The following is a 26904-nucleotide window of genomic DNA, read 5'->3' on the forward strand; positions in this document are numbered from 1 at the left end:
TGTGGAGACTACTTATTGTTCCAGTCGTTTAAGAATTGTTCGATTCCTTTATCAGTTAAAGGGTGGTCTGTTAATGTCTTAATTACTTTATAAGGAATCGTTGCAATGTCAGCACCGCGAATTGCTGCGCCGTGCATATGACCCGGATTACGGATTGATGCTGCGATAATTTCAGTATCGATATCGTGAATTGCGAAAATCGCTGCGATATCTTCAATTAACTGCAGTCCGTCCAGACCAATATCGTCAAGACGACCGATAAAAGCGACACATAAGTTGCGCCCGCGCGTGCTGCTCAATGCCTGCACTGTGTTGAATACTAAAGTAACGTTTGTTTTAATGCTTCAGAAGCAAGTACGCTGACTGCTTTCATACCGTCTGCTGTCATCGTATTTAAATAATATGCTCGTGAAGTTCGCAAGTTCACGCCTTCTTCGATCATGCCTTTAGCGTCAAGCGAGATAACTTCCCCGTGACAGGTCCGCCGACAAGTTCGCAAATTTCAACAAGTCTGTCGTGGAATGAAATATCTCTTCTTTAGCTACTAATGACGGGTTTGTGTTAAACCGCTCAGTACGCCCCACTCGGGATTTCTTTAATTTCGTCCATATTTGCTGTATCTATAAAGTATTTCATCTTGTTTTCGTCCTCCAATAATGTGATATTAAGATTATAAATTAAAGCTTCTCAAACTGACAATGCTTTACCATTAACAGTTCATTTAAATTTAATTAAAACATTTTAATAATTGCTGTATCGACTGCTGCAAGGTATTTTAATATTTTATAAAAAAATGACCGCGCTTAAAAAACGCGGTCATTTTTTCTTATTATAATATACCATATTGGCCTGTAACTATCTCTCCTCTGAAACGTTTTAAGAAATCTTGCAGTCTCGGGTTGTCAGATTTATTAATCACTTCATCCGCGGTTCCCTCTTCAGCTATTACACCTTCATCAAGAAACAGCACCCTGTCTCGATTCCAGTGCAAAAACCCATTTCATGTGTGACAAGCACCATAGCCTATCTTCATGTTCTGCAAGGTCGCGTATAACTTCCAGCACTTCGCCGACAAGTTCCGGGTCGAGCGCCGACGTCACTTCGTCAAACAGCATAATTTTCGGTTTCATTACGAGTGCCCGCGCCATCGCAACGCGCTGTTTCTGTCCGCCGGACAGCTGAGACGGGTATGAATCGTGTTTATCCCCGAGCCCACACGGTCCAGCATGTTTTAGCAAGCTCAGCCGCTTCTTTTTTATTCATTTTCCGGACATTGACCAGCGGCACCACACAGTTTTCCAAAATGTTTTATGCGGAAACAGATTAAAGTGCTGAAATACCATCCCGATATCATTGCGTACTTTGCTTAAATGTTTTCATTCGCTGTTTTCTCTTTGCCGCCGGCTTCCATTTTCCATAAGTTTGTACCATCGACAATAATATCTCCGTCCGACGGCTCTTCCAGCGTCATAAAAGACGGATAATTGTCGTCTTACCGGAACCGCTCGGCCCGATAATCGCCAGTTTCTCTGTCGGATTTATATCCAGATTAATTCCTTTAAGACATGGGTATCCCAAATGACTTATGAATTTCTTTATATTGAACGATGGTTTCACTATTCCGTCACCTTCACTTTCATATTCTTTTTATCAAATCTGCGGTTCATCTTTTTCTCAAGCTGTCTGATTAAGAGTGCAGATGGATAGCTCAGCACGAGGAACAGAATCGCGACTATTGTCAGCGGTTCAATGTATGACCATGTGTTTGCGCCATATGACGTGCGAGACTTAATATACCGACCACACCGATAGTCTGCCGCGGCACTTCTTTAAACAAAATGATAAAAATGATTAATAGTTGCCGAGCATTGGTATTGTCGGCGGCAGTGCCTGCGGGAGCACGACTTTAAACCACGTGTCCTTCTGTGAAAAGTTAAGTGCTTTCGCTGCTTCCCACTGGCCTTTATCAACACTTTCAATACCCGAACGGTATACTTCCGCAATATAAGTGGAAAAGTGGATGCCGAGTGCGAGCATTGCTGCGACAAACGGCGTAAACGACGTACCGATATAAGGGACCATCGGCCACGCAAAGTACAGAAAGAATATTTGTACGATGGGCGGGGTTGAGCGTATAAATTCTCTGATCCAGTATACGATAAAATTAAATATTTTAAGCGGTGTCGATTCAAGCACGAGCCAGATAAAACCGGCCGCGAGCGCTAAAGCGTAACTCGTAATCGTCAGCCCGAGTGTTACGGTGATTCCCGTAATGATAATTGGAAATGCGTCTGCAAATGTTTCCCAGCTCCACATTAGCTCGCCACCCCTCTCTTCGCAATTTTTTCACCTTTTTTAGAAAGCCAGATTAACGGCAGTGCGATAATAAAGTACATTACCAGCACCATAAAGTAGGCAAGAGGGCCTTCTGAAAGATTTGTTGAACGGTAAATATCACCGTAATACAGAATATCCGTCAGACCGATCAGCGATACTAACGCTGTACCTTTAAGTATTTGAATAGAATAGTTGCCGAACTCAGGCAGCATCAGCCGTAATGCTTGCGGCAGTATAATATGTCTCATCCGCTGTACACGTGACAAGTTTAAGGCAATCGCTGCTTCAGTCTGTCCCTTGTCGACAGCAAGTATTGAACTTCTTACTACTTCAGACATATAAGCACCGTAGTTTAAGGCAATTGCTATAACACCAATCCACCAGTTGCTGCCGAGATGAATAAACAGAATTGGTACGGCGTAATACAGCCAGAATAATTGAACAATTAATGATGTCCCTCTGAAAAGTTCCACGTAGAACATCGTAAAGCCGCGTACAAGCGGGTTCTTAACAATTCGGCACAAGCCTGCAACGAACGCAATAATAAATGCAAGAACCGTTTGCTGCTAAAAACAGGCTGACCGTTGTCCCTAACCCTTGAGATAGGTAGGACAGTATGTTTAAGGCAGAATCAAACATCCTCTCACTCCTTATTTTTAAAATAAAAGGGCCCAGTGTCTCCTGAGGAATTACTGGGCCTTTATTAATTATTCACCTTCGCATAGTGCAGATGCTGTAACTTCCCCAACTTCCACACGGTTGTTATCAGCAGTAAATCCTTCTGAAGCATCCAGAATTTCATCGATTGTGCCATTCTTCTTTAATGTTTCAAGTGCTTCGTTATAAGCTGTGCGCAATTCTTCATCGTTTATATTAAATGCAGCAGCACCAAAGCTTGGAATGCCCTGGATATCAGGCTGCTCAAAATTTTCTACAATTTCAACATCATCGCTGCCGAGAGACTCATATGCTGCTCTTAAAGTAGCTTCAGTTGCTGCCGTAACATCAGCGTTTCCTGACTGGACTGCGGCAAGCTGTGCCGGAATATCTGCAACAGACATAAACTGTGATGAATCGACGCCTTCTGTTTCAAGGAATTCAAATTGTGTTGTCCCTTCCATCAGTGCAACTGTGATATCAGGATTTTCACCGATATCAGCATAGCTTTCTATATCAAGCGGGTTGCCGGCTGCGACTACTAATCCTTCACCGTACTGCATCTCAGGTTCTGCAAATAATGCATTTTCACATCTGTCAGGCTGAATCGCCATACCTGCTGTAATTACATCGTACTGACCTGCCTGCACACCGGGAATCAATTCTCCCCAATCTGTCAGATGCCCTTCAACATTTTCGACTCCCATTTCGGCGAATACCGCTTCTGCAATTTCAATTGCAGCACCTTCAAGTTCTCCTGAATCAGAGTTTTCATATGCATATGGCGGTTCATTCGCAAATCCTATGTTCACCGTGTTAGCCTCCTGAAGCTCGGCCACACGACCTTCTCCGCCTTCTGTGCCGCTGTCTCCGCATGCGCTGAGCACAAGTGCGAAAGCGAAAGTAAGTAATATCGTAACCTTTCTCATAAAACAATCTCCTCCTGGTAAGTTTTTCCTTATTTTGGATCGAGTTGTACATTACTGAGTATACAAAAGATAGGTCTTATGTCAAATTGAGGTTTCAAATCCATAAAAAGGATTTTTCAGGTGAAAAGTGGAATTTTCATTAATCTCTTACAGTTTAGAATACTACAGCTGACAGATAATTCAATAAATTTTAAAGGATATATTACAATAACTAAATTAAAAGAGAATAAATACACAAAAAATCCCCGGCAGCCGGTTCAATATAATTACTGATCCGGCTCCGGGGAGCTTTATTTATATAGTTAATTATTTAGTTTTCTTCCTGCACTTCTTCGTTCAGACACGCTTTAATTAAACCGCTGAATAACGGATGCGGACGTGTTGGACGCGATTGGAATTCAGGGTGGAACTGAACACCCACATAGTAAGGGTGATCTTTAAGTTCGACCATTTCCACAAGACGGCCATCAGGTGATGTTCCGCTGAAAATCATGCCCGCTTCTTCAAGCTGTTCTTTATATGCATTATTAAACTCGAAACGGTGACGGTGGCGTTCATCCACTTCGTTTACCTGATACAGTTCGCGTGCTTTCGTACCTTCTTTAATAACACATGGGAAGCTGCCGAGACGCAGCGTTCCGCCAAGATCAACAACATCTTTCTGATCCGGCATTAAATCGATAATCGCATGCGGTGTATGCTCATCAAGTTCAGATGAGTTCGCACCTGTTAAACCGGCAACGTTACGTGCAAATTCAACTGTTGCAAGCTGCATACCGAGACAAATCCCAAGTACCGGCACTTTTTCTTCACGTGCATAGTTTAATGTCAGGATTTTACCTTCGATGCCGCGGTCGCCAAATCCTCCAGGCACAACGATACCGTCAACTTCACTTAAAATTTCTTTATAGTTCTGAGGTGTAACATCCTGTGAATTAATCCAGTGAATATCGATGTCAGCGTGTACTTCATAACCTGCGTGGCGAAGTGATTCAGCAACTGACAGGTAAGCATCCTGAAGCTCCACGTATTTACCGACTAAACCGATTTTAATCGTTTTATCGATTTTGCTTAAGTTATCGAGAAGGTGTTTCCAGTCATCAAGCTGTGCTTCACCCGTTGCTTCGATATTCAGGTTTTCAAGTACTAAATCATCCATATCCTGTGCCTGAAGTGACATTACAAGTTCGTAAATTGTCTCTTCATCTTTTGCGTTAATAACACTCTTCTCGTCGATATCACAGAACAGTGCAATCTTATCGCGCAGATCTTCTGTCATCGGGAATTCAGAACGCACAACAATCATATCCGGCTGAATTCCAAGTCCTCTAAGCTCTTTAACACTGTGCTGTGTCGGTTTAGTTTTCATTTCACCGGCAGCTTTAATATACGGCAGAAGCGTACAGTGAATGAACATTACATTTTCTTTACCAAGGTCGCTTCTTAACTGGCGGATTGATTCGATAAACGGCAGTGATTCAATATCACCTGCTGTACCGCCGATTTCAGTAATTACGATATCAGCTTTTGAAGATTCACCCGCTTTTTTAATACGTGATTTAATTTCATTGGTAATGTGCGGAATAACCTGCACAGTTCCGCCGAGATAGTCACCGCGGCGTTCTTTCCTAATCACCTCGGAGTATACTTTCCCAGCAGTAACGTTTGAATATTTACTTACATTGATATCTATAAAACGCTCGTAGTGTCCTAAGTCCAAGTCCGTTTCCGCGCCGTCTTCAGTAACAAACACTTCACCGTGCTGATAAGGGCTCATCGTACCCGGGTCAACGTTTAAGTACGGATCAAATTTCTGAATTGTAATGTTAAATCCTCTGTCTTTTAATAATCTGCCGAGAGATGCAGCTGTAATTCCTTTACCTAATGATGACACTACGCCACCTGTTACAAAGATATTTTGTCATGTAAGTATCCTCCTGTATAAAATAAAAATAGCTCCCTTTCACCTGCGTGAAAAGGAGCTCGTTTACTAGTCCCTGTTTTAGGGAGCCCAAATAAAATACTATCACTTTAAAACAAAAAGTCAATTAAAAATTAGTATGCATCTGCTTCATCATCGTAATCATCTTCGAGTTTTTCTTTTTCTTCAAACTCGATTTCTTCGTCAGCATCTTTGCTGGCAATTTCTTCTTCTTCTTCACCGTGAAGTGTCTCATCGATTTCTTCCTGGTCTTCGCCTAACTCTTTCGCACCCGGGAAGTCTGCATCGACTTCTTCTTCGATATATTCTTCCTCAGCTGCGGCCTCAATTTTGTGAATTGTCGGTGCAATCTTATCGCTGATATCATCTACTGCATACCACTCGCGGAGACCCCACACGCCGTCATCTGTGCTGAGGAAACGTCCATCAGTGTTTAAGTCCGTATAGAATTGTAAAATACGGTTTTCAATTTCACCTTCAGTGTAATTGCCGATCTCTTTAAATTTATCAGTCATTTCATAAAGATTTGTTTCTTTGCCTTTATCTTCTAAATATATGTGCGACATATCTATAAACGAATATTCGTCCATCATTTCTTTTGTATAGCTGTCCAGTCTCATTTACGTCATCCTTTCAAGATGTAAATACCTTAGGATATAATACAAATATTTGTCAGATGTTTCAAGCTTTATATTAATATCTTACTAATTTAACATAACGGTTTGTATTTTCCGGGTCATCAATCAGGACAAATCCCGCATTTGTAAACAGACTTAAAAACGCCGGATCCGACACTGTAACCGTTGCAGTATGCACCTCATTAATCTTCCGTCTGACCACTGTTGCAAACTGACGCATCGCGCTTTCCGCCACCCCTTCTTCACGGTCTGCTTCGTCTACGTATATGTGTTTAATATCCAGTACACCTTCTTCAAGTTCCGCTTCGATATACCCGGCTTCCCTGTCATCCCGCTTAAGTATCAATTTAACTCCAGGTCTTAGCGTCTCTTCATCGAGTTCCAGTCTTAAATTCGGCACATAGCTGCGGTTTAAATCCAGATAATAGAGCCGTTCTTTGCCGATTGGCCCCTCTTCTTTCGTCGCCAGATGCAGGAATCCTGCACGTTCATATAAATTCCACGCTCCCGTATTCTCACCATCCACAACTAAATATAAATGATCGAATGCTGAAAAATTCTCCTGTACGTACACCGGCAGATTTTGTGCAACCGCTGTACCGTAACCGTTCCCCTGATATTTTTCATTAATCGATAAAGAGCGCACGTACACGACTTCGTGAGGCGTATCATAGCCTTCGTGCTGATAATGCTTATGCAGCACGAAAAATCCTATGACCTCTCCCAGGTCCGTAACGACAACATTGGCAGTACGGTTCTTGTCTTTAAGCGCATCATCAAGCACTTCAAGCGGCATGCTCGAATATACCCGCTGTCTTTCGCTCAATATGTAATTCTTCAGGTGTTCTCTGTCCGCCTCTGTAAACTCTCTAATCTTAATATCCATGTTTAACCCCTTTTTTGACATCTTTTTATAGTTTGCTATTATAGTTCCATACCCCCTATAGTGACAATTTAGACATTACATTACAACTTTCATTATTTCAGCGTTTTTTGTTGGTATTGTATGGGTAATAGGTAAGGAACTAATATCAATTTAGGAGGAACTCACTTGACGAATGATGACAGCACTACGTCAAAGCAAAGTACAGATCCGGAAAAGCCGGAGAAATTTAATATGAGGCAGCTCGGCACTGTTTTCTGGGTATCAACTGCGATAATTTTAGTTGTTTCCGCAATTGCAATGATTATCCCGGCCCAGTTCCAGGCTGCTTCAGAAAATATCTATGCAGCAGTTTCACAGTACTTCAGCTGGTTTTTCCTGCTGGTAGTATTTGGATTTGGAGTATTTCTATTATTCCTGGCACTTTCGCCTTACGGCCGTGTTAAACTCGGCGGCGATAATTCTAAACCTGAATTTTCATTCTGGTCATGGATCGGAATGTTATTCTCAAGTGGTTTAGGTGTCGGATTAGTTTTCTATGGTGTCGCTGAACCGATGGAACATTATATGAAATCACCATTCCTCGGCGGCCCTATTGAATCAGCAGAAGCTGCCAGAATCGCAATGGGATATACTTATTTCCACTGGGGTATTTCACAGTGGTCAATCTTCGGTGTCGCAGGTCTTGCAATTGGATATTTCCAATTCCGTAAAAACCGCGATGGATTAGTATCAACAGCTCTCGAGCCTCTATTTGGTCTCGAGTATAATCAGAATGCCAGAAAAGCAATCGACATCCTTGCAATCATCGCGACGATTACAGGTATGTCAACGTCAGTAGGTTTAGGTATTATGCAAATGGACGGCGGTCTGGATATCGCTTTCGGCATACCATCCGGTCCGTTAACGCAAATTATTCTAACTGCATTAATGACAGGATTATTTATTTTCTCAACAATTACAGGACTTAAGCGCGGGATGAAATTCTCAGCAGCTTAAACATGATTCTTGCATTGGTAATAACGGTGTTTATTATGGCCGTTGGTCCTTTTACATTTATTATGGAAACAATTATTGTCGGCCTCGGTGACTACCTGACGAATTTCGTCGGCTACTCATTACGCCTGCAGCCTTATTCAGGCGAAGCCTGGGTTCAGGATTGGACAGTATTCTATTGGGCATGGGTAATCGCCTGGAGCCCGTTCATCGGTTCATTCGTTGCGCGTGTATCCCGCGGACGCAGTATCCGTGAATACGTTATGGGTATTTTAATCGTTCCGCCTATGCTGTCCTTTCTCTGGGTCGGTGCACTCGGGGGCACAGCGATTTATTCGGATTTATTTAATAACACAAATATCGGGGAAATCGTCTTAGATGACCAGACACAGGCGCTGTTCGCATTGTTCGAGACTCTGCCGTTTTCATGGCTGACCTCAGCAATCGCGATTATACTGATCTTCACATTCCTTGTAACATCAGCTGACTCAGCAACATTTATCGTTGCAGGAATGAGTATCGGTAATACGGATAATCCGCCTACCGGACTGAAAATACTCTGGGGACTTCTTCTTGGTATCTTAACCATCGCATTAATTCTTGCAGGCGGTCTCACAAGTCTTCAGGCAGCTTCGCTGCTCGCCGGTCTGCCGTTCGCCATTATTCTCATAATGATGATCGCATCCGTCTCGAAAGGACTTAGAAGAGAACCGAACGAAGCAATGAAACGTAGACAACGACGTAAAAAGTATTAAAATAGAAGTAATGATTAGAACAGCGCTCAATAATCTTGAGCGCTGTTTAATTTCGCATTTGTGAGGAGTAAAGATATGAAGATAGGAATCGACGCCGGCGGTACACTAATTAAAGTTGTATTATTAAGTGATCTCAGCAGAGCCTTCAAAAAGTATCCTGCTGCAGAAATCGACCAGGTGATTAATATGCTGAACAGCGAACACGCTGATGATGATGTTTATTTAACCGGGGGGAAAGCTGAATACATTCAGGAAAAATTGAATTTTAAGACGACTGCTTCGATAGAATTTGATGCAACATTCCGCGGTCTGACTCAGCTTTTAAAAGAAGCGGATATGGATCTCGACCGATACGTTTACTTAAACGTAGGCACCGGAACGAGTTTCCATCAGGCTACACGGAATTCACAAAAACGGGTCGGCGGTTCCGGAGTCGGCGGGGGCACGATGATCGGTTTAAGCTACCTGCTTACAGGCATCGGAGATTTCGATACGATAATTGAACGTGCAAAAGACGGCATCCGTGACAATGTTGATTTAAAAGTTCACCATATTTATAATGGCAGACCTTCACCGATACCCGGCGACTTAACTGCGAGTAACTTTGGACATATTCTGAACGCACAAAAAACTGCCTCGACCGAAGATCAGCTGATTGCTGTCATCGGGCTCGTGGCAGAAACTGTCACTGCAATGGCAATTAATTTAGCCGATGCATTCGAAACGAAGGATATGGTATTCATCGGTTCTACTTTACTGGATAATAAAGCCATGACCGATATTATTTACAGATACAGCGAATTGAAAAATGCCCGGGCTTTCGTCGTGCCAAACGGCGAATACAGCGGTGCACTTGGTGCAATCAGCTGACAGCGATTACTTTATCCTCGTAATGAATTATTTTCATTTCACGTGAAAAAGTATCGGTAAGCATTCTTTCAGTTACTTCTTTAACAGGCACTTTAACTTCGGTTAAGGTGCCTTTTTTCATACATGTTACCGTACTGCATACCGGAGTGCGAGCATTTAAATCATGCATCGCCATAATAATGACTTTATAACGGCTTATGTTTAAGCCACTTCATTACCAGGTGTGATAGTTAATATCCAGCCCCTGTTCGATTTCATCAAATATCATGACCTGCTTATTTCCAGATGAAGCTGCGCACATAAAGCACGCTTAAATTCACCGCCGCTTAAACTGTCGGCACGAATATTGAAAATTTTCCAGCCGAATTTCTGAAGCGTCTGCCTGTCTTTTTGAGATGGTCTTGTTTGCGCAGTCATTTTAATAAAGTCTTCGACAGTAATTTGAAACGGTATATTCTGCTGAGGCAAGTAGCTGATATAATCTGCTGTCTTGTCGATCAGCTCATATTCAGCTCTAATTCACGGACTGTAATTACATGGGATTGTAGCCTGTAACACCGGTCAGTACAGAACTTTTCCCGCTGCCGTTTTCACCAAGCACACGTGTATGCCCGGTTCAAATTCAATATTTTCCTGCTGCGGCGCTGAAGCTGCCGTAATAGATACCAAGCTTTTTTTAGTGACATATTACAGCGCTTCGCCATTTAATATTACTTTTAAGTCGACATCTGCAACGAGTGAATGACTGCGGAGCAGTATTTATCTTTTGACAATCTGCTGCTCGCTGGCCTGTTTGCTGTGATATCTCCATCAATTATAATATTCATCGTGATGTGTTTATAATATTTCGGTTCTGTTTCTGCACGTTCTCCGTCCGCTTCAATTTCAAGCTTCGTCACTTTTCCCATATGATGTCTTAAAATCACGCCGATATCGATTGCCATACAGCCTGCAGCACCGTGAAGCACCATTTCCATCGGTGACGGCGCTGATGCATCTCCGCCCGCAGCTTCGTTCGCATCCATTGCTACTTTATATCCCGTCGTTTCTCTGTCGATTCAAATTTCAACTTCCCCTGCCACTTTAAGTTAACTTTCATGCTGATTCCCCCGTTTAAATTATTTTGTTTCCACTGCTTCATCAAATGCTTCCAGTGCTTTACCGCCGTAGACACTTGCCGGTCCGCCGCCCATAACGATTGTTACCGCAACGATATCACTGATTTCTTCACGCGTTGCACCAAGTTTAACAAGTTTTTCACATGGTTTCCGATACAGCCCTCGCATTTATCCGCAATCGCGTATGTGAGTGCTACATATTCTTTCGTTTTTTCATCCAGCGCATTCGCTTTGTAGCCTTCCTGCTGAAGTTTTTTAAATGCTCTCATAAAATCAGGCTGCTCTTCCTGGATACGCCCCGTATTTTTTTGTGCTCTCTTATTAATTTCTTCAAAGTTTCCCATTTAAACACACCATCCTTCAATATATTTTTTAAAATACAAAAAGAACCGCTTAGGCGCGATTCTCTTTACCATTTTCGATTCTTCTCTCCCGGTATTTAATTAAGACAGCTGTATACACGATAAATAAAACTGTCATAAAAATCCCGATTACTGTGTAGGACAGCGGTGAAGCTTCCGTATAAGATGCCATCGTCGAGAAGATGATACCTGCTGTGAACAACGTTAAGAGCAGCGCGTACGTCAGTAGCTGGACAACTTTCATTTAATCACCTGATTTTTAAAAGTATAGTCATTCTTAACGTTATAATATCACTTTAATTAAACAGAATGTTCATTATTTTAAAAAGTTCGCCATATAGACTAAATCTGTATAGCCATCCGTTAATTTCACCTGATTTTTTAATGTCGCTTCTTCTTCAAAGCCGAGTCTTTTATACAGCTTAATCGCACCTGGATTATTTGCAAAGACTGTTAAAATTACTTTTTCGATTTTTTCATTATTCCGTGCAAAATCTATCGCCTGATCCACCATTTTCGTACCTGTACCTGAGCCGGTATATGCTCTTTGGAGACTGATTCCGAACTGTCCGATATGCTCGAACTTCTTCCGGTGATCCTGACGCAGGTTCAGCATGCCGATAACTGTATTCCCATCGACTGCAACAATCCCCAGATCATTCGGACCAAGTGATTTTATCGTTGCTTCTTCTCTTCTCGATTGTAATTGTTTTGTTTTCAATCGCCGTCGCCAGCGTATCCGGATTTTCTGCTGTCACAAGTTTTTTATGTTCAATAATACTGGCAGCATCCTGTACTTCCATTTTACGAATTTCATATGCCATTTGTGCTAACTTCCTTTCTGGATTGACTATTTACTCTTCACAAGTATAGTACATTCAGAAAGCTGTTTTAAATTTTGTGCTTACTCACCTGATAAACACCGCGCCGTAAACCAGTCCGATGACAATAACAAGTGCAGGATGAATTTTAACAACATGCAGCAGCACATATGACAGGCCGATTAAAAAGACTGTATGGAATGTTCCTGATACTTCCAGTGAGCTGAACAGAAAGTCTACAACGATAACGCCGAGCAGAATTGCAATGACCGGCCGTATTAATAACGTCAGCGTCTTGAACTTGTTCGTGCCCTTCAGCTTATACAGTATGGACGCTAAGAATATCATTAACAGAAGCGACGGCAGCACACTTGCTGATATTGCCACGATACTCCCAAACACTCCGCCCGCTTCATAGCCGATATATGCACCCATCTTGGTTAGAATCGGTCCCGGCAGCGCATTGCCGAGGGCCAGCACTTCCGCAAATTCAGCCGTGGTCATCCACTCATATGTACCGACGACTTCACGTTCAACGAGCGGTATTGATGACGGTCCGCCGCCGTAGCCGAGTATGCCGGGTATTAAAAATGCTAAGAATATTTCTAAATAAATCATGAGACACCTGCTTTTCTGCCGCTTTTCTGAAGCAGGCTGAACACTATAATAATACCGATTACTATCGCCGGGTGAATGTTCAGTACTTCAAGCACAACGAGCATACCAAGTGTAAATGGAATTAAAAATTTCCATGTTGAAGCATTTTTTGCTGTTTTCATAAATTCGACAGTGAGGACCGCCAGCATTACAAGTACAACAGGCACGACGCCTGCGCTCATGCCCTGCACCCAGGCCAGGTCCTTAAACTCTGAAAATAGTGTGAGCAGTACTGTCATTAAGACTGCAGTAGGTAAGATAATCGCGATGAGTGCATTAATAATGCCGGTCCATCCTTTCAGCTGATAGCCAATATGCCCCGCGAGTTTTGTAATAATCGGTCCGGGGAGGACGTTCGCAATCGCCAGCGTATCCTGGAAGTCTTCATTGGTCATCCAGCCGTATTTATCGACGACTTCTATTTTAACGAGCGGAATCGATGACGGACCGCCGCCGAAACCGAGTATCCCCACTCTGAAAAACACCATAAATATTTTAAAATGCATGATACCCATCTCCCGCTATGTAAAAAGTGGATGGTAGTTATACCAGCCACTTCTTGCTATACTGCTTTGCCGCAGCACTTTTTATATTTTTTGCCGCTGCCGCATGGACATGGATCGTTGCGGCCAACCTTAACTTCTTTAACAATAGTTTTCTGCCCGATATCCGCTTCGCTTTTTCCGCGGTACTGGAAGTGCCGTGTCTGTTTAACAACATCACGAATCATTTCAAAAAATTGATTTTCTTCTGTTTCTGACTGGAACGTATAACCGAGATTTTTTTTTCCCCGGAAATATCTTCACGCTTACGTCCGCTGATAATCATGCGGAGTACGTGCAGATACAATTCATAATCGGACGCGACGTCCGTATTCAGATGTTCTGACACCCATTTTTTTAAAGACTCATGAGCAGCTGATTCATCGATATAACCCGGATTGCTGAATTTTATAAACTTGCCGAATTCAGGCTCGTAATATTTATATTTCTGCTGGGTATTCCGGATAATCTCATATTGCTCATTCGTCATATCATCGATAATAAATTCTTTGTTCTTATCGTTAATCGTAATAACGTAAGGCGAACGGTTGACCAGGTCCACGACTTCTTCAATCGTGACGTCCATCCCGTAATATTTTTTAAATAAATGAACAATCTGTTTAAATTCAACAACGCCGTACAGATGCAGTGCAGAACGTATTAAGTTCAGCTGACGCTGGACCGCTGTACGCGCTTCCCGGTTTTCTTCAGTATTTACTGTATCAAATTTTTCGAGCACTTCATCGATAATAAAAAAGCTGTCTTCTTCATTAAGTGATTCATAGGCGTGGCCCATTATATATAATCCGTAAACATCTGTCAGGCTGAGGTTCCGGGCGTACTCTTCGTCCAATGCTCCCTGTTCCCAGCTCGAAAGTGCTGCATCATCGCTGTACAGAAATGCATACTTAATTACATCATCATTCAGCAGATTTTCTGAGATTTCTTCTATTAATCCGTCTTTATCGAGTGCCTTTTCATTTGTCACTCCGGTATTAACCGCGAGCTGATGAAGGTCTTCCAGATCATACTTTTTTAAATAAGCTGCAGTGTTTGTCATCTTTAACGACTCCTTTACTGAACTGTTGGTAATGTAATTTTATCATACATGAAAATATGCTAAAATTTAGGCAGTATCCAGACATCAAAAATATTAACTGAAGATAGGAGCTTTTATAAATTATGAAGGCAATTGCTCTCGATTTAGATGGTACAGTTTTAAATAATGCCGGTGAATTTCCCGACTCTCTCGTACAGACTTTAAAGGCTGTTCACGATAAAGGTATTAAAATCATTATCGCAACCGGACGTTCTTTGCAGATGATACATAAAAAGGTGCCGCATGACGTACCTGCTGACGGTTATGTCGGTGCCAGCGGCATGACTGTACATCATGGTGACACGCTCCTCGCACGGACTGCATTTACTAAAGAACAGATTGACTTTGTACTGTCAAAAGTCCGTGAGAATGAAATTTACTACGAGATTACAACGGGCACTCATGGCGGCCCGTATACATTTAATACAGACCGCGATTATTCTTTAAATGATTTGACACAAACGCCTGATACGACTGTGCTCGAATATGAAAATATTGGCACTGCAAGTACGCTGAATAGTACAGAACAGTGGATCGATGAAGATGGCATTGACCGGTCAGATATTATAAAATTTTACTTTTTCAGCAATAATAAAGAAAAACTTGAACGCTGGTTCACACTGCTGAATAAAGAATTTACAACTGATGCCGGCTATCAGATATACCGTACATCTAACCACAACTCTGAAATTATGGTTTACGGCACGGACAAAGGTACCGGTCTTTTAACACTGCTTGAGAAAATGAACATTTCTATAGACGATGTTCATGCATTCGGTGATTCAATGAACGACATTCCAATGTTTAAAATTGCCGGGAAATCAACGGCGATGCAAAACGGCAATGAAGAGGTTAAACAGATAGCTGATGATGTTACTGAATTCAGCTGTGATGAAGATGGCCTGGAACAGTATTTACGAAAAAATTACTTATAGTAACTTATCCTCATCCCTTATGGATTTTTTGATCGGCATGTACCAGACATGCCCTTCCATTAATTCCATAGGGGATATTTCATGTCCGCCGTCCGTTAATTTCACGCTGACATTTGCCCCTTTATTTTCGAGCATTTTTTTAAGCGTATAGGATTCACCTGCTGTTGCCGTTGTATCCTGTGCTCCTGCAGTCAGCAGCACTTCCGTATCAAACATCATCCCTTTGCCAATCGTTTCGCTGCGGTACGCGCTGTGCATCAGCATTGCACCTTTCACACCGAGTTCATAATTAAGCATTAGATATGCCGCGATATTCGCGCCGTTGGAATAGCCGATAATTACAGCTTTCGCCAAATCAAAATTGTACTCTGCGCTCAGTTTTTTAAGCTCATCGTAAATTTTGTCAGCTTCTTCTTTTAAGCTGTTCATCGTAAGTTTTTAAAGATAAACGTTTAAAGAAACGCGTCTGGCCGTTCTCATCAACGTCTCCTCTGAAACTTAAAATATTTGCTTCATTGTTTACTGTCGTTGCAACGTCCAAAAGATCGGTTTCACGGCCCCCGGTGCCGTGAAATAATATGAGTGTTTCTTCCGCTGCTTCTTTTCTTGATTTAATATAAATGTTTCATAACAAGTCCTCCTAATAGAGATACGTATACTTGTATTATATAATAACATCAAAGAGATTAAAGGAGGATGCACTGTGAGCGCATACGGCATTCATCATGTATCGGCAATTACAAAGGATATTATTGAAAACCACGACTTCTTTACACAGTTTCTCGGCCATAGACTGGTCAAGAAAACAGTCAACCAGGACAGTCCGGATATGTATCATCTATTTTACAGCGATTATAAAGGAACACCGGGAACCGATGTCACATTTTTGAAATCGGCATGGCCCCGAAATTTACGCCGGGAACAAATTCCATCTCCCGTACTATTCTTCGTGTACCTTCAGTCGAAGCCATTGAATACTTCAGAACACGTATGGAAGAACAAGGTGTTTATCATGAAGGCATCATCGATTACTTCGGAGAAACAATAATGAAATTCTCTGACGAAGAAGGACAGCGCTTCGCGCTCCTCGCAGACAGCGTATATAATGACTCAGAACCCTATGCAGGCGGTGGAAGTATACCGCTTGAATATGCAGTTACCGGCATATTCGGTGTCGAGGTAACCGTTCAGTATTTAAAACCGATGGTGGAGTTTTTACAATTGCTCGGCGGAAAATACGACGGAGATATTGATAATGCAGAGCAGGCACGCGTCCGTTTCGGCGATGACTCTGTTTTCGTTGTAGAAACGCGCACGACGAACGTTGAAAAGCAGGGCTACGGCAGCGTGCACCACTTTTCACTGCGCGTCAAAGACGAAGCAGCACTGAAAGAAATCGGTGAACGCGTTACCAGAGAAAAATGGCGAAACTCAGGCGTTGTCGACCGCCATTACTTTAAAGCACTGTACATCAGTGCCGTGGGTAATATCACAGTCGAAATCTCGACAGACACACCCGGATTCACAGTCGATGAACCCCTTGAAACTTTAGGTGAAAGCTTATCACTGCCACCATTTTTAGAGCAGGACCGGGACTTTATCGAAATGAGACTGCATCCGCTGAGTTGAGGGGATGGCTGGTAAGTGGGGTTGGCATGAAGTCAGCTCATGCCAGTCCTAAACTACTCGGATACGCATGAAATCCGTTCATGCCAACCCTAAACTACTCGGATACGCATGAAATCCGTTCATGCCAACCCTAAACTACTCGGATACGCATGAAGTCCGCTCATGCCAGTCCTAAACTACTCGGATACGCATGAAATCCGCTCATGCCAGTCCTAAACTACTCGGATACGCATGAAATCCACAATAGAAAATGCGCCCGGCTCATAAATGAGTCAGGCGCATTTTTATTTATATTTAATTATTCCGTTTCCGGAATTTCTATCTCTTCTACTTCGTTGAATGAATCGAATACTGCTTCACCGTCCAGTTTAAATGTTCCCTGTGTATCTGTACCGTCTGCTTCGAATTTTATTTCTTCAACCAGATTATCTTCTTTACTCACAGTAACCTGCACTGCCGAGTTCACGTTTTCGATATGCATTTCGCCGAAGTTAACCTGCACTAAGGATTCGATTGTCTTATATATTTCTGCATTATTACCTTCATAAGTATAAACAATCTCATCATCATTTTTTTCCGCTTCCATATGAGGCTGCATTTCTGCAAAAGATGCGACTGCATTGTCATAGGTCACACTGTACAGTAAATTAACATCGATCGAATCACTGATATCGATCCATTCCGAGTTGTTATTATAATATGTTTTACCGTCTTTTGAAATCGTCCGGTCTTCACCGAATGCACGAAGCAGCAATTGCGGCGGCTCACTGTTGATATACAGCACTTCCGCATTTAAATCACGCGGTTTTGTATCGTCCAGTGCTGCTGACATATTCAGCTCTGCTTTGTAGCTCTCTATATTTTCTGCCTTATCGACAATATCTGTTAACGCATCATCTTCGATTTTCTGTTCGTCTACATCTTCTATATCAGCCGGTTCGGCTGCCGAAGTATTTTCTCCTGCCGGTTCTCTTTTATCTTTTTCAGTTCCGGATTCTTCATCGGTTGCAGCAACATTTGTATCTTCAGAGACAACTTCGCTGCCGCTCTCAAAGTCAGTATTCTGACATGCTGCCAAAACACCTGTTACTGCCAACAATAAGCCAAAGTTTTTTAAATATCGCATGACTCATTCCCCTTACACTAAAATCTTTCTAAATAGTAACATGGAGTTATCTTTATATCTAACAATAACCTAATCATCTGTCAGCTTGATTTTCTGTTTCTGACGACGCGGACGCGATGATTTAAAGCGCAGCAGCGTGTAGAAAATCAGCCCTGTCCAGATAAGCCCATATGCGATTTTATGTGTCGTTGTAAATGATTCGCCGTAGAGAACTATGCCGATAATGAGCATCAGTGTCGGGCCGATGTACTGAAGCAGCCCTGTCAGTGATAATGGAATCCGTATTGCGCCGAGTGCGAACAGTAGAAGCGGAATTGCCGTCACGACACCTGTTCCCATCGTAAACGCCGTATCTCTATTCAGTCCGAAATCAAGTGTGTTTACACCCGTGGCATTTAAATACAGTATATACAAAAGCGCTACCGGTGCCAGCACCGCGGTTTCCACTGCGAGTGCATATGTTGCATCGATATTTATCGTTTTCTTAATCAGGCCGTACACTCCAAAAGTCACTGCCAGTGTAAGCGCCAGCCATGGAATGTGTCCGACGCCGAGCGACATATAAATTACTCCGAACGACACGATAAAAATCGCCAGCCATTCGCCTTTTGAAAATCGTTCTTTAAGAATAAAATATGCGAGCAGTATGCTGATAAACGGATTGATATAATAGCCGAGGCTTGCTTCCAGTATATGCCCCGCGTTAACCGCAAATATGTAAGTCAGCCAGTTTACAGATATAATAATCGATGCTGCGAGTAAGCTCAGCGCTTTTTTCTTATTGCTGAAAATAAACGTTAAATTCGTTTTTAAATATTGCCATCTGCCTGTGACCATTATGTACAGCACCATAAATATAAAGGACCAGAATATCCGGTGCGCTATAATTTCGAATGGTGATATCGATTCGATTTGCCGCCAGTATATCGGGAGCACTCCCCAGATTATGTATGCACCTGAAACGAACAGTATACCTTTTTGTTTTCCGGACATTAACTCACCCACAATTCTTTGATGTATAAATTAATTTTAACTCTGAAACTGAATTATGCAAATATTTAAACCATAAAAAACCGCCGGGTATTAAGCCGGCGGTTTAGTTTTAATCCTTTACTGCAGATCAATATTCTCATTATTATATGCTGGTGCTGTTTCTTCAAATCTCATATCCGCTTTACGGTCCAGAGACTCTCTGCCGACAAAATAATAAGCCACAATCGATCCGACAATCAGATAAGAAATGTAAATGCTGACAGCAATCGCAATTAATGTTCCAATAATGGTAATTACTGAAATTATTGCCGGAGAATCCATTAAGAATACAGATGCAAGTACAATCGCAATCATGACTGCAAACATCACCGCAGTCATCAGAATGTACATAAGCAGATTGCTGAAGAACAATTTGACCATGCTCGCATCCGAGCTGAATGAAACATTCCATGCCACTTTCAGTTTATCCACAGTCGGAATTTTCGGTTCATCGATATACACCATAAATACGACTGCAAAGTAAATATACAGAATGATATATGGAATATACGCGACGATCATAACGATAAACATCAGGACCACTGCCAAAATAATCAGTGCAATTGCCCCGCCTGTCATTGCTGCATTTGGATCCTCCATCATTACGCCGAGAGGCAGCAGCGGAATAAACACAATTGTCATTAAAATATTTACGATAAACCCAATAATCATTGATAATACAAAATATAGTACCAATACGAGCAGTGCGATTTTAATCAGTTTGGAATAGTTGCCGTTTTTAAAAACTTTATAAGCTTCGCCAAATGTAAACTCTTTACCTTTATATGCACTCGCAAAGTAACGCAGAATGCCGACAAATATCGGATAAATTACAAAAAGCATAAGTAGAATAAAGACAATCATTATTACAAGCATCCATATCGCCATTGTTATGCCAACTGTTTCTCCGCTGACATCTGTCATCGTTAATAATAAAGGAAGCAGCATTGCCCCGAAAATAACTGCCATAGGCAGGAAGACACATAAAATAAACTGCAGTATCGTAAATCCAATTACTTTGCCGTGCTGTCCGGCGCCGTTTTTTCTGTACAGGGAAATATACTCAAACATACTTTAGACACGCTCCTTTTTTAATCTTTACCCTATTCTAATTATACACATACATATTTAAGAAAAAAATACACTGACGATTTCTTTTGCGTTAATTAGTTGAGCATGTTAAACTACTTTTGCTTATTAAAATATTTAATGGAAGGACTGATAAAAAAGTGACATTACAGCGCCAGACAATTGAAGATCTCACCGTTGTTTTCGGTTACGGTTATGCACATATTTTCTCAGAAGTCACAGAATCAGTAAGAAAAATGCATATTTCAAAAGAGCAGATGGCTATTATTGAGTACTTGTATCTTCATAATGAAGCAACTCCAACAGAGCTCTCCACTGAACTTAATGTACATAAAAGCTCCATTGCACACGCACTCAGAAAGCTCGCTCTGAAAAAACTGATCTCGACAGAGAAAAATAAGCTGACCAACGACAAACGCTCAAAGCTTATTTCACTGACTCCTGCAGCTGCCGAGCTACTCGATGAGTTTATCGGTAATATACAGAATATTATCGGCGAACACATTAAAGATATTTCAGCAGAAGATACAAAGACGCTGAGAGAAGCAGCACGGACAATTATTAAGATTATAAATTTAGATGGAGGATTATATAATGAAACACGTGCTTAAATTTAAATGGCCGATTACAGTACTGATGCTTATCGCTGCAGTCGTATCATTTATTATCTCACCCAATTTAACTCAGCTGGCAACTGAAAAAGGTGATGTACAGCTGCCGGATAATATGCCGAGTGAAGAGGCCCGCAAATACCTGGAAGAAAATAATCAGGATCTTGAAATGATGTCGATTGTGCTGGAGTTTGACGATGCACCATCAGAACATCAGGAGGAAATTGAAACTTATATAGAAGAACTTGGAACTTTGGATTATACGGATAACGTGATTAATCCATTTACTTTCAATGCAGATTTGCAGGAAAACTTTATCAATGAAGATTCCGGAGTTATTATGATTCCGCTGGAATATACAGGCGAAGCACCTGAAATTCTTAATAACGCTGAAGAAATAGAGAGTTTGAATAATACAGATGCAGAAATCTCATCGACATCCAATGAGATGATTCAGCGCACGCTTGAAGAAGATGCGATGAACGGCGTGCGTACGACCGAAATATTTACTATTGCGATTATCGTTATCGTCCTGCTCGTAATGTTCCGTTCAGTCGTCACACCATTCGTTCCGCTGATTGCAGTCGGCATTGCCTACCTGCTCGGACAATCATTCGTCGGCTGGTTTGTAGAATGGTTCGGCTTCCCTGTCTCCCCGCAGACACAAAGTTTCTTAATCGTAATATTATTCGGTATCGGAACCGATTATGTCATATTACTTTTAAACAGATTTAAAGAAGAACTCGAGCATCACGATAAAAACCAGGCTGTTATCAATACATTCAGAACAGCCGGAAAAACGGTATTTATCAGCGGTATCTCAGGTGCAATTCTTTTCGGAGTACTCTACTTTGCAAACTTTGAAATTTACCGTTCGGCAGTCGGCGTGGCAATTGGTATTCTTGCATTGCTCTTGTCACTGTTTACAGTCTTACCGACACTGATGGCTGTACTCGGAAAATATATTTTCTGGCCTAGCAAACAGACATCCGGTTCAGGAGAAAGCAAAATCTGGACGCCGCTTGGTATGCTGTCACTTAAATATCCAACTCGTGTTATTTTCTCAGTCGTTGCGGTACTTATCGCATTAATTTACTTCTACGATGATGAAGTGCACTACGATTCTTTAGCAGAACTCGATGATTCATACTCTGCAGTTCATGCAGTGAATGTTATCAGTGACAGTTTTGACGCGGGGTCGACTTTCCCTGTGGAAGTTATCTTCACTAACGGTGACGACCTGGTTACAGAAGATGGCTTAACACGTCTCGAGTCCGTCGCTAATGCAGTATCTCAGCTGGACGGCGTCACAGAAGTACAGACCTTAACACGCCCGGTCGGCGATAAGATGGATGAGTTAACTGTCTCTTATCAGCTCGGCGAAGCAAATGCAGGACTTGCTGAAATTCAGGACGGCCTGACTGAAATGTCGACTGCTTTGTCTGATATTAACGAGCAGCTTTCAAGTTCTGAGACACAAGCTGGTGATTTAACAGAGCTTGAGACTGGCGTGAACCAGATTTCTGACGGTATCGACGGTGTAAACCAGTACCTGGCAGCAACAGGCGACACTGCGGGAGCAGCACAGCAGCTGCAGCAATTGTCTCAGGGTGCTGACCAGCTGTCACAAGGCGTCTCACAAGCAAATACAGAAATAGAGATAATGACCGCAGAAGCTGCCGGACAAATGGAAGAACTTGCAGCAGGTCTCGGTGAAATTTCAGCAGGTATTGAAGATATTAATGACGGTTTAACAGAAGTCAGTGATTTAATGACTTCCTTTGAAGAGAACGAAGCTGTAGATGCGACAGGTATTAACGTACCTGCTGCAATACTTGAAAAAGAAGAATTTGAAGCGGCAATCGATCAGTATTCATTCGCTGACGGCGAGGCTGTGAAGATGAACGTCGTACTTGCAGTGGATCCATACAGCAACGAAGCACTTGGTGTGCTCGACGAGGTTGAAGAAACTGTTAACGGCGAACTTTCACGACTTGACCGCCCTGATACAGAAGCGTACTTCTCAGGTGTCACAAGCATGAACAGAGACCTTGATACAGTAACAAGCGACGATTACACAAACGTTGTTATACTGTTTATCGTGACGCTGTTCATTATCTTAACTGTATTGTTTAGATCGCTCGTACTGCCTGTATTAATGATTGGTTCAATTTTCATTACGTACTTTGCATCGATGACAATATCACAATGGATTCTGTCGATGTTCGGTATCGATCAGTTAAACTGGGCTGTTCCATTCTTCAGTTTAATTATCTTTGTCGCACTCGGTATTGATTACTCGATATTTATTATCGACCGCTTCAGAGAAGAAGTGAAATACCGTACAATCCGTGATGCGATTGAAACATCAATTCGCCGCATGGGCACTGTTGTTATTACAGCGGTCATTATCTTAACTGGTACATTCGCTGCATTGTATCCGTCAGGTATAGCGATACTGGTTCAGGTCACAAGCGTTATTATATTCGCGCTCCTGTTCTATGCATTTATCGTATTGCCGCTCTTAGTCCCGGCAATGATCGTCACACTGAAACGCGGCAGCTGGTGGCCCCTCAGAATGCCGGGCGGCAAAGCTCGCGAAGACCGTTTTGACGACAGATAAACAGTTTGAAAATGTACGAAAACGGGTATAAATACCTAGACGAATTTAAACAGAAAGTGAGGCTGACATATGCCAGGAGCAAAAAATTCCGGAATCGCAGCTGTACTCAGCTTTTTCATTACAGGTCTCGGACAAATTTATAACGGGCAGATATTTAAAGGTATCCTGCTCATTATCATACAAGTCATTAACGGTTTGCTGATGTATCTTTTAATCGGTTTTATCACGTTCCCGATTGTGTGGTTATACGGTGTCATAAACGCCTACCGCCATGCGGAACGCGTAAACCGCAGATTATATAATTCACGGCGATAAGTAATACAGGGGCTGGATATCCAGCCCCTATTTATTTTGTCTAAGGTAAGATAATGCTATACTGGAAATAACTTATAAAGGATGTGAAAATATGGGCTGGGAATTCATTGCACTATTTTTCGGAGCTGCTGCCCTCGGGATATTTATCCTGTTTGCAATATTTATTATCGGTTTACTGAAATGGCTCCTGCAGGGATACTTCTTATTCAGAGTCGCGGAGATAAAATCATACCATTTGCCATGGCTTAGTTTCATACCGTTCGGAACATTTTACATCGGCGGACAAGGCTACGACGGAAATATTTTAAAGAAGGGTTCATTTGACCCTAAACATATCGGACTTGCATTTGCGATTACAGGACTCGTGCTCTACTTAATGGGACTATCAATCGGCGACCTCGTTATTACGTACTTACTGATGGAATCAATAGCATTTATCGGAATTTTTACAGCATATGTAAAACAACCGGTAATCGCCGTGCTGCTTGCACTCTTAAACGTTGTTACTGCGGGTATTGCTGCAATTGTTATACTCTTCCTCTACAGCCGTAAATTAAAAGAAGAATTTAACGGTAAATATGGAGAAGATGATTTAGCAGACGCTGCAGGATACGGCAGTACTGATGCAGACGGTCACACTGACTCGCGCCCTTCACATCCAAACGACCCGAATTTAAATAGAGACATTTAAATGATATTCAGCCGGACTCATGGAGAGTCCGGCTTTTTTGCATTTTACCAGGTGGAGATGCTGCCCTCATTGTCACGGCAGCGGGCTTCTTCCGATAAACAAAAAAGTCGAAATCCATCATCCGGATTTCGACTTTTTTATTTCAGTATTAAATTTCATTAGTTAATTGGTGCGCCGCCTGTAACACCGTAGACTTGTCCAGTTGTATAGCTGGCTTCATCGCTTGCAAGGTGTACGTAAGTTCCGGCTAGTTCAACCGGCTGACCGGCACGGCCAACGAATGAATCCTGACCGAATTCAGGCAGAGCTTCCTGCAGCTGGCCGCCTGAAATTTGAATCGGCGTCCAGATTGGACCTGGTGCAACACCGTTTAAACGGATGCCTTTATCCATAAAGTGCTGCGCCTGTGATTTAATTAAGTTTGTTTGTGCAGCTTTAGTCATTGCATAGTCAGCGATATGAGCTGACGGCGAGAATGACTGAATTGAAGTGGTAATAATGCTTGAACCTTCAGACATTACTTTCTCAGCTTCCTGCATTTGCATTACCGGTGCGACGACATTAATTTTATAAGTCGTTTCCAGATGCTCTGCAGTATAATCGGAGAACTCCTCAACTGCCTGCTGCATAGAAGCGTTTAACACGAGCGTATCCAGTCCGCCGAGTGATTCATTAGCATCGTGAATAAGCTGTCTTGCGAATTTTTCATCGCGTAAATCTCCCGGGAATAAATAAGCTTTTTGTCCCGCGTCTTCAATGACTTTCTTCACTTCTTCAGCGTCTTTTTGTTCTTCTTCCATATAATTAATTGCAACGTCTGCGCCTTCTTTAGCGTATGCAATCGCTGCTGCACGGCCGATACCTGAGTCTCCGCCTGTAACTAATGCTTTTCTGCCGGATAAACGGCCGTTGCCTTTATAAGTTTCTTCTCCGCAATCGGGAATTTGCTCCATCTCTTTTTGAACGCCAGGATACGGCTGTTTCTGTTTGTCAAAATCTCCAGTGTAAAATTCATTTCTAGGATCTTTAGGTGAAGTCATTAATAATATCCTCCTTCAAGAATTGAATATATAATAATTCCACGTTACGGAAGATTTAAACATAATTTTTATTCAGCAGGCACGTTTAAAATTGCTTGATACAGTACATCAGCACCAGTTTCCATACGGTCACGGTTGAACGTCATGTCAGGATGATGCAGTCCCGGAGTTAAATCACATCCGAGCCCGAGCATTGCACCTTTTAATTCAGGATACTGCACCGTGTAGTTATGAAAATCGTCTCCCCCGCTCGTCACAAGAGGATCCAGTAAATATTCTTCTCCGACAGTGTCGATAATCGCAGAGCGGAAAACTTCAATCGCTTCATCGTTGCTCTCGCTCGACACCATGCTCGACACTTCCAAGTCTTCTATCTTCACATCATAAAATTCTTCAATATATTCTAAAATATTATGAACACGTGATTTTAATTCTTTCATCGCTTCATTTGTCTGGGCACGCACATCGATACCGCATTCCGCAGAGCCCGGAATAATGTTCAGCGATTTTGAACCAGCCATGAACTTGGTCATTTTTGCACTGGATGGTACCATCGGATTGATATGAATTTTCGACAGCATATTCACAATATCCGTACCGACTTCAATCGAATTGTGGTTTAAATGAGGACGTGCGCCGTGTGCATCATTGCCGACGATTTTAAATTCAAATGAACCGGCGGAACCATGTTCAATGCTAGGCGATAAATACCCGTCACCCGCTTCTTCGATTGGGCGTAAATGAATGCCAAACATATAATCAAGCGGTTCGATTACACCTTCTTTAAGCACATCAAGCGCCCCTGTCCCAACTTCTTCAGCAGGCTGGAAAACAAAACGCACCCCGCGTGTTTTTAAAGCCTCGTGGTCTTTTATCTTCAGCATTGCACCGATAACCATCGCAATGTGCGAATCGTGGCCGCATGAATGATTCGCCTGCAGCTTGCCATCCACTTCCTGATACAGCGCATCAATATCTGCACGAATGCCGATTAACGGATAATCTCCGCTCCAATTTCCGACATCGCAATAGAGGCCGGTAATATTTTTAAATTTAACAGGCTCAAAACCTTCATCTTTTAAAAAATTATATATGTAATCCGTCGTTTTATACTCCTCATTGCTCAGTTCAGCATTGGTATGTACGTGATTGAATATTTCAGTTATTTTAGTATCTATCATGAAATCCCTCTTTCAGCTAATTAAGC

29 protein-coding genes and 5 pseudogenes are annotated in these 26904 nt (G+C 42.1%); 9 read left to right on the forward strand and 25 right to left on the reverse strand.

All coding sequences use genetic code 11. The annotated features are described in order from the left end of the window. Window positions 1-8 precede the first annotated feature (8 nt). The 8 genes and pseudogenes from G4D76_RS16740 to G4D76_RS06010 all read right to left on the reverse strand — a co-directional run bounded on the left by G4D76_RS16740 (window position 9) and on the right by G4D76_RS06010 (window position 7389). Entirely contained in the window at window positions 9-299 is a 291-nt protein-coding gene (locus G4D76_RS16740) for a transaldolase family protein (protein WP_371814617.1), read from the reverse strand. A gap of 530 nt (window positions 300-829) precedes the next feature. Beyond that, window positions 830-1609: pseudogene (locus G4D76_RS16380) on the reverse strand (amino acid ABC transporter ATP-binding protein). Window positions 1610-1616: 7 nt separating this feature from the next. Beyond that, window positions 1617-2316 (reverse strand): annotated as a pseudogene (locus tag G4D76_RS05985) (amino acid ABC transporter permease). Then, window positions 2316-2976, reverse strand: a pseudogene (locus G4D76_RS05990) (amino acid ABC transporter permease). The pseudogenes G4D76_RS05985 and G4D76_RS05990 overlap by 1 nt, the downstream one beginning before the upstream one ends. Window positions 2977-3044: 68 nt before the next feature. Beyond that, window positions 3045-3923, reverse strand: a complete 879-nt coding sequence (gene ehuB, locus G4D76_RS05995) for an ectoine/hydroxyectoine ABC transporter substrate-binding protein EhuB (RefSeq protein WP_213810811.1) — start codon at window positions 3921-3923, stop codon at window positions 3045-3047. Window positions 3924-4233: 310 nt separating this feature from the next. After that, window positions 4234-5838 carry a CTP synthase gene (locus tag G4D76_RS06000; RefSeq protein WP_250130296.1) on the reverse strand — a complete coding sequence of 535 codons (1605 nt, stop codon included), beginning with the start codon at window positions 5836-5838 and terminating at the stop codon, window positions 4234-4236. A gap of 140 nt (window positions 5839-5978) precedes the next feature. Beyond that, window positions 5979-6485 carry a DNA-directed RNA polymerase subunit delta gene (gene rpoE, locus G4D76_RS06005; protein ID WP_026859273.1) on the reverse strand — a complete coding sequence of 169 codons (507 nt, stop codon included), beginning with the start codon at window positions 6483-6485 and terminating at the stop codon, window positions 5979-5981. A gap of 73 nt (window positions 6486-6558) precedes the next feature. Further along, on the reverse strand, window positions 6559-7389 hold the full coding sequence (locus tag G4D76_RS06010) for a GNAT family N-acetyltransferase (protein ID WP_250130224.1): 831 nt from the start codon (window positions 7387-7389) through the stop codon (window positions 6559-6561). Between the two features lie 297 nt (window positions 7390-7686). Here G4D76_RS06010 and G4D76_RS06015 point away from each other — a divergent pair. Both G4D76_RS06015 and coaW read left to right on the forward strand, forming a co-directional pair. Then, window positions 7687-9137, forward strand: a pseudogene (locus tag G4D76_RS06015) (BCCT family transporter). A gap of 75 nt (window positions 9138-9212) precedes the next feature. Continuing rightward, window positions 9213-10007, forward strand: coding sequence for a type II pantothenate kinase (gene coaW, locus G4D76_RS06020; protein WP_213810813.1), 795 nt, complete (start codon window positions 9213-9215; stop codon window positions 10005-10007). Here coaW and G4D76_RS06025 read toward each other — a convergent pair. From G4D76_RS06025 to G4D76_RS06070, 10 genes and pseudogenes are all read right to left on the reverse strand, one after another. Next, window positions 10000-10182 (reverse strand): hypothetical protein, encoded by a 183-nt coding sequence (locus tag G4D76_RS06025; protein WP_213810814.1) that lies wholly within the window; start codon window positions 10180-10182, stop codon window positions 10000-10002. The two genes, coaW and G4D76_RS06025, sit on opposite strands and share 8 nt — an antisense overlap. Before the next feature lie 541 nt (window positions 10183-10723). Beyond that, complete coding sequence (locus G4D76_RS06030) at window positions 10724-11032, reverse strand: OsmC family protein (RefSeq protein WP_213810815.1); 309 nt, start codon at window positions 11030-11032, stop codon at window positions 10724-10726. Window positions 11033-11208: 176 nt separating this feature from the next. Next, window positions 11209-11469: a carboxymuconolactone decarboxylase family protein gene (locus G4D76_RS14805; protein WP_371814618.1), complete on the reverse strand. Its 261-nt coding sequence runs from the start codon at window positions 11467-11469 to the stop codon at window positions 11209-11211. A 49-nt stretch (window positions 11470-11518) separates the two neighbouring features. Continuing rightward, a complete protein-coding gene (locus G4D76_RS06040) occupies window positions 11519-11731 on the reverse strand; it encodes a hypothetical protein (protein ID WP_026859279.1) in 213 nt (70 codons plus the stop codon). A 72-nt stretch (window positions 11732-11803) separates the two neighbouring features. After that, a complete protein-coding gene (locus tag G4D76_RS06045) occupies window positions 11804-12208 on the reverse strand; it encodes a GNAT family N-acetyltransferase (protein ID WP_213810816.1) in 405 nt (134 codons plus the stop codon). Then, complete coding sequence (locus G4D76_RS06050; protein WP_213810817.1) at window positions 12144-12311, reverse strand: hypothetical protein; 168 nt, start codon at window positions 12309-12311, stop codon at window positions 12144-12146. Before G4D76_RS06050 ends, G4D76_RS06045 begins: the two co-directional genes overlap by 65 nt. A gap of 84 nt (window positions 12312-12395) precedes the next feature. Beyond that, window positions 12396-12926, reverse strand: a complete 531-nt coding sequence (locus G4D76_RS06055) for a chromate transporter (protein ID WP_213810818.1) — start codon at window positions 12924-12926, stop codon at window positions 12396-12398. Beyond that, window positions 12923-13471 (reverse strand): chromate transporter, encoded by a 549-nt coding sequence (locus tag G4D76_RS06060; protein ID WP_035785379.1) that lies wholly within the window; start codon window positions 13469-13471, stop codon window positions 12923-12925. The genes G4D76_RS06055 and G4D76_RS06060 overlap by 4 nt, the downstream gene beginning before the upstream one ends. A gap of 56 nt (window positions 13472-13527) precedes the next feature. Continuing rightward, window positions 13528-13626 (reverse strand): annotated as a pseudogene (locus tag G4D76_RS06065) (SEC-C metal-binding domain-containing protein); the annotation flags it as partial. A gap of 65 nt (window positions 13627-13691) precedes the next feature. After that, the gene (locus G4D76_RS06070; protein WP_213810819.1) at window positions 13692-14567 is read right to left on the reverse strand and encodes a hypothetical protein; all 876 of its coding nucleotides are present in this window, start codon (window positions 14565-14567) and stop codon (window positions 13692-13694) included. A gap of 122 nt (window positions 14568-14689) precedes the next feature. Between G4D76_RS06070 and G4D76_RS06075 the strand changes: the two genes are divergently transcribed. After that, window positions 14690-15541 carry a Cof-type HAD-IIB family hydrolase gene (locus G4D76_RS06075; RefSeq protein ID WP_026859284.1) on the forward strand — a complete coding sequence of 284 codons (852 nt, stop codon included), beginning with the start codon at window positions 14690-14692 and terminating at the stop codon, window positions 15539-15541. Here G4D76_RS06075 and G4D76_RS06080 read toward each other — a convergent pair. Together G4D76_RS06080 and G4D76_RS14810 are read right to left on the reverse strand one after the other, a co-directional pair. Next, a complete protein-coding gene (locus G4D76_RS06080) occupies window positions 15536-15970 on the reverse strand; it encodes an alpha/beta hydrolase (protein ID WP_250130225.1) in 435 nt (144 codons plus the stop codon). The two genes, G4D76_RS06075 and G4D76_RS06080, sit on opposite strands and share 6 nt — an antisense overlap. Further along, window positions 15945-16082: a hypothetical protein gene (locus G4D76_RS14810; protein ID WP_250130226.1), complete on the reverse strand. Its 138-nt coding sequence runs from the start codon at window positions 16080-16082 to the stop codon at window positions 15945-15947. Before G4D76_RS14810 ends, G4D76_RS06080 begins: the two co-directional genes overlap by 26 nt. Before the next feature lie 162 nt (window positions 16083-16244). Here G4D76_RS14810 and G4D76_RS14815 point away from each other — a divergent pair, with 162 nt between their 5' ends. Both G4D76_RS14815 and G4D76_RS06085 read left to right on the forward strand, forming a co-directional pair. Beyond that, window positions 16245-16589 (forward strand): VOC family protein, encoded by a 345-nt coding sequence (locus G4D76_RS14815; RefSeq protein WP_250130227.1) that lies wholly within the window; start codon window positions 16245-16247, stop codon window positions 16587-16589. Then, window positions 16532-17170, forward strand: coding sequence for a VOC family protein (locus tag G4D76_RS06085; protein WP_250130228.1), 639 nt, complete (start codon window positions 16532-16534; stop codon window positions 17168-17170). The genes G4D76_RS14815 and G4D76_RS06085 overlap by 58 nt, the downstream gene beginning before the upstream one ends. A gap of 298 nt (window positions 17171-17468) precedes the next feature. On the opposite strand, the gene G4D76_RS06090 is transcribed toward G4D76_RS06085, so the two are convergent. The 3 genes from G4D76_RS06090 to G4D76_RS06100 all read right to left on the reverse strand — a co-directional run bounded on the left by G4D76_RS06090 (window position 17469) and on the right by G4D76_RS06100 (window position 20399). Beyond that, the gene (locus G4D76_RS06090) at window positions 17469-18296 is read right to left on the reverse strand and encodes a hypothetical protein (RefSeq protein WP_213810820.1); all 828 of its coding nucleotides are present in this window, start codon (window positions 18294-18296) and stop codon (window positions 17469-17471) included. Between the two features lie 69 nt (window positions 18297-18365). Further along, a complete protein-coding gene (rarD, locus tag G4D76_RS06095) occupies window positions 18366-19289 on the reverse strand; it encodes an EamA family transporter RarD (RefSeq protein ID WP_213810821.1) in 924 nt (307 codons plus the stop codon). Between the two features lie 117 nt (window positions 19290-19406). Beyond that, window positions 19407-20399, reverse strand: coding sequence for a hypothetical protein (locus G4D76_RS06100; protein WP_213810822.1), 993 nt, complete (start codon window positions 20397-20399; stop codon window positions 19407-19409). A 158-nt stretch (window positions 20400-20557) separates the two neighbouring features. Between G4D76_RS06100 and G4D76_RS06105 the strand changes: the two genes are divergently transcribed. From G4D76_RS06105 to G4D76_RS06120, 4 genes are all read left to right on the forward strand, one after another. Beyond that, window positions 20558-21028, forward strand: a complete 471-nt coding sequence (locus G4D76_RS06105) for a MarR family winged helix-turn-helix transcriptional regulator (protein ID WP_026859541.1) — start codon at window positions 20558-20560, stop codon at window positions 21026-21028. Further along, entirely contained in the window at window positions 21012-23651 is a 2640-nt protein-coding gene (locus G4D76_RS06110) for an MMPL family transporter (protein ID WP_213810823.1), read from the forward strand. The genes G4D76_RS06105 and G4D76_RS06110 overlap by 17 nt, the downstream gene beginning before the upstream one ends. Before the next feature lie 69 nt (window positions 23652-23720). Beyond that, window positions 23721-23966, forward strand: coding sequence for a hypothetical protein (locus G4D76_RS06115; protein WP_213810824.1), 246 nt, complete (start codon window positions 23721-23723; stop codon window positions 23964-23966). 91 nt (window positions 23967-24057) lie between these two features. Then, a complete protein-coding gene (locus G4D76_RS06120) occupies window positions 24058-24657 on the forward strand; it encodes a hypothetical protein (protein ID WP_213810825.1) in 600 nt (199 codons plus the stop codon). A 158-nt stretch (window positions 24658-24815) separates the two neighbouring features. Here G4D76_RS06120 and G4D76_RS06125 read toward each other — a convergent pair whose 3' ends face one another. Both G4D76_RS06125 and G4D76_RS06130 read right to left on the reverse strand, forming a co-directional pair. After that, complete coding sequence (locus G4D76_RS06125; RefSeq protein ID WP_213810826.1) at window positions 24816-25697, reverse strand: SDR family oxidoreductase; 882 nt, start codon at window positions 25695-25697, stop codon at window positions 24816-24818. A 68-nt stretch (window positions 25698-25765) separates the two neighbouring features. Then, complete coding sequence (locus G4D76_RS06130; protein WP_213810827.1) at window positions 25766-26878, reverse strand: amidohydrolase; 1113 nt, start codon at window positions 26876-26878, stop codon at window positions 25766-25768. Between the last annotated feature and the right edge of the window lie 26 nt (window positions 26879-26904).

The sequence above is a fragment of the Jeotgalicoccus sp. WY2 genome, from assembly GCF_018437745.1.
In the GTDB taxonomy this organism is placed as follows: Bacteria; Bacillota; Bacilli; order Staphylococcales; family Salinicoccaceae; genus Jeotgalicoccus; species Jeotgalicoccus psychrophilus.